A 3,211-nucleotide genomic window follows, 5' to 3' on the forward strand; every position below is an offset into this window, starting at 1 on the left:
ATGCGCAGGCAGTATCCGCAACTGCATGTCGGCGCCGGATGACGGTTTGATGTGCGCTTCCGTCCTGCGGGAATGGGAGCCCGGTGCGCACGTACGTGCTCAAGTGTTCATTGCATTCTGCTGGCGTTCGCGCTGGCAGCGGAGGGCTTTTGCCCAAATTTTCGTCGACCTGTACTCGATGGGTACCGGAAGCGCACCATAGGTTCGAGCGTAGTCCGAGATGAAACAACCTTTGATGATGATAGAGACCGACACGCAGCTGCCGTCCAGGCTGGACGTGGCCGTGATCGGCGGTGGCGCGGCGGGTGTCGTGACGGCTTATGAGCTTTCCAAGCTCGGTAAACGTGTCGGCGTATTCGAGAAAGGGCGCATCGCGGCCGAGCAAAGCAGCAGGAACTGGGGCTGGTGCCGCACCCTGGGCAGGGACTTGCGCGAACTTGGCATGGCCAGGCTCAGCGTCAGGCGGTGGTCGGAACTGTCGGCCGAGATCGGAGCCGACGTAGGCTTCCGGGAGACGGGCATCACTTTCGTCACCCGCAGCGAAGCGGAGCTGGCCGGGTGGCAGGAGTGGTTTGAGTTTGCCCAACGCTGCGGCGTGGCCGCAGAAATGTTGTCGAAAGAGCAGGCCAACAAGGTCTACGCGGCGTCGGGCGAACCCTGGATCGGCGGTGTCAGAACCTTCCACGACGGCTATGCCGACCCGTCTTGTGCGATTCCGCTGCTGGCGCGGCACGCCGCGGCCGAGGGCGTTGCCGTCCTGCAGAATTGCGCGGTCAACGATCTTTACTTCGAGGCAGGCCGACTCGCCGGCATCGAGACCGAAAGAGGGATGGTGCGAGCCGATTGCGTGGTCATTGCCGCCGGAGCCTGGTCGTCGCTGTTCTGCTTGAAGCAGAAGATCGTCCTGCCTACGCTGAATGTGTATTCGTCGGCCTCCAAGACGCGCGACGCCGTGCAGCTGCCATTCCAGGGGCCGCTGAAGGCGCCGCAATTCGCGGTGCGGGAAAAGGTAGGAGGCGGCTACATCCTGGCCAAGAGCGGCCGCGGCACGGTGCACATCGTTCCCAACAGCCTGCGCTACGGTCTGCGTTTCAAGGGGCTACTAGCCAGCCGTCGCAAGAACATCGCCCTGCGCCTGGACGGAGAGTTCTTCCGCCAGCTCTGGGACGAGATCGGGTACCTGTATCTGGGACGGTCGCCTTTCGTGAAAAACCGTGTGCTGGACCCGGATCCGGACATGTCGCTGGTGCGCTCGGCTTATGAAGAGGCCCAGCGCGTCTTTCCCGGGCTGGGCCCCGACATGCTGGACTATGCATGGGGGGGCGCCATCGACAATACGCCGGACGGCATCCCGGTCGTTTCCGCCTGCGACAAAGTGCCCGGCGTGTACTTGTGCACGGGCTTCAGCGGTCACGGATTCAGCAGTTCGATGGGAGCGGGGCGCATGCTCGCCCAGCTCATCGCGCGGGGCCAATCCTCGGAGGACCTGCAGTATTTGTCGCACAGACGCTTTCTATCCGGTGAGAAATTGGAGCCGAACATCATCTACTGACCGGATTTCCCACCCCGGTGACGGTGCACCGGCTACATCAACAAATCAAAGGGGTAACCACATCCATGAGCTACAACCGCAGGAACTTCCTACAGGCCCTGGGCGGCTTGGCGGCCGCCGCCGCCGCGCCAGCGGTTCATGGCGCTGTCGATACTCGGTATCCGGATCGCACGATCAGGCTGGTGGTGCCGTTTTCGCCGGGCAGCAGTACCGATATCGCTGCACGCACGTGGTCGGAGCAGCTGTCCAAGGGATTGGGCGACGCCGCCGTGGTGGTCGAGAACCGGGCGGGCGCGGGCGGCACCGTGGGGGCCACCGTTATCGCGCGGTCGGCGCCGGACGGCTACAACCTGCTGTACAGCGCAGCGACCAGCTACTGCATCAGCCCGTTCGTATACCCCAATCTTGCCTATCAGCCCGAGCGCGATTTCCAGCCTATCGCTGTGACGATCAGCGTGCCGGTGTTCCTGGTGGTCTCGGCCGACAGCGGCATCCAGGGATACGACGACCTGGTCGCGCGGATTGCGGCCCAGCCGGACCGCTACAGCTACGGCTCCAACGGGGTCGGCACCTCCGGCCATATCGCCTGCAAGCTGTTCGCCGATCTGATCGGCCAGCCGGATCTCCTGCATATCCCCTACAAGCACGGCTCGCAAGGGGTCATGGCCGATGTCATCGGCGGGCGCATCACCTATGCGGTCGATCCGTGGTCGGTGGTGGGGCCTTTGATCGAAGCCGGTAGATTGCGCGCCATCGGCGTGACCAGCAGCCAACGCCTCGCCGTGGCGCCGCAGATACCGCCCCTGAGCGAACTGCTGGGCGAGGACTGCGTCGTCGTGACGTGGAACGGACTCTGGGCGCCCATGGGTGTGGCGCCGGATATCGCGCGCACGCTGCATGCAGCGATTACGCGGGGCCGTTCCGCGAGCGGACTGGCCGAGCAGTTCGAACGCCAAGGCACACCCTTGATGCCGGAAATGACGTTCGAGCAGACCGGCCAGTTCATGGCCGAGGAAATCCTGCGCTGGAAATCGCTGGTGGACAGAACCGGTATTCGGATCTGAGGTCGCAAGAAAAAACCCCAACCGCGAACGGTTGGGGTTTCGTTATTGGTGGTGGAACACGGAACCGAACCCGCGTCCGTAATCCGAACTAAATAGTAACGCCTTGGCCTTGAGGACGTGGATTCGATGATTTGGCCAAAATCGTCCTGCGCTGCCACTGGGCTTCTTGGGTAACGCGATCCGCAGCGACGACTGGGCCATTCCGCACATTGGCCTGAGCAGTCTCGGGGAAATCGTCGGCTGGGCGCGCCCAGACGAGTTTCCGCCAAGGAACATGCGGACGAGCAAGGGGCTGCGGGCGCTCGGTTACAACGTGAGGATCGGTGTTTGATCTGCGGCCGTGGGCGGCGCCCGCAAGTTCCCGATCAACCCACCGTCCCCTGCGCCGGACCGGCCCGCCCTGGCATACCGTCCTTGAAGATTTTAGTCACATCAATCGGCCAGCAGGTCGCTGGATGTTGACTCTTGACTTTCGCTATGTGAGGCGCAATATCTTGCAAAGTCTTGCACGAATTTCTTCGAGCGAGGCCGCGTGACGACGGAACTTGTGGGGGTGGTATGACAGCGCGCCAGCAGGCGATCTTCACACTCGACG

The 3,211-nt window shown here is 63.0% G+C and carries 2 protein-coding genes and 1 pseudogene; all 3 read left to right on the forward strand.

Annotated features, from left to right (window positions below; all coding sequences use genetic code 11):
- Positions 1 to 220 precede the first annotated feature (220 nt).
- Positions 221 to 1,552 carry an FAD-binding oxidoreductase gene (locus Q0319_RS13700; RefSeq protein WP_299453459.1) on the forward strand — a complete coding sequence of 444 codons (1,332 nt, stop codon included), beginning with the start codon at positions 221 to 223 and terminating at the stop codon, positions 1,550 to 1,552.
- 65 nt (positions 1,553 to 1,617) lie between these two features.
- Positions 1,618 to 2,616 (forward strand): tripartite tricarboxylate transporter substrate binding protein, encoded by a 999-nt coding sequence (locus tag Q0319_RS13705; RefSeq protein ID WP_299453462.1) that lies wholly within the window; start codon positions 1,618 to 1,620, stop codon positions 2,614 to 2,616.
- A gap of 172 nt (positions 2,617 to 2,788) precedes the next feature.
- Positions 2,789 to 2,947 (forward strand): annotated as a pseudogene (locus Q0319_RS13710) (phospholipase); the annotation flags it as partial.
- Positions 2,948 to 3,211 lie beyond the last annotated feature (264 nt).

Source organism: uncultured Pigmentiphaga sp. (assembly GCF_937950555.1).
Taxonomy (GTDB): domain Bacteria; phylum Pseudomonadota; class Gammaproteobacteria; order Burkholderiales; family Burkholderiaceae_B; genus Pigmentiphaga.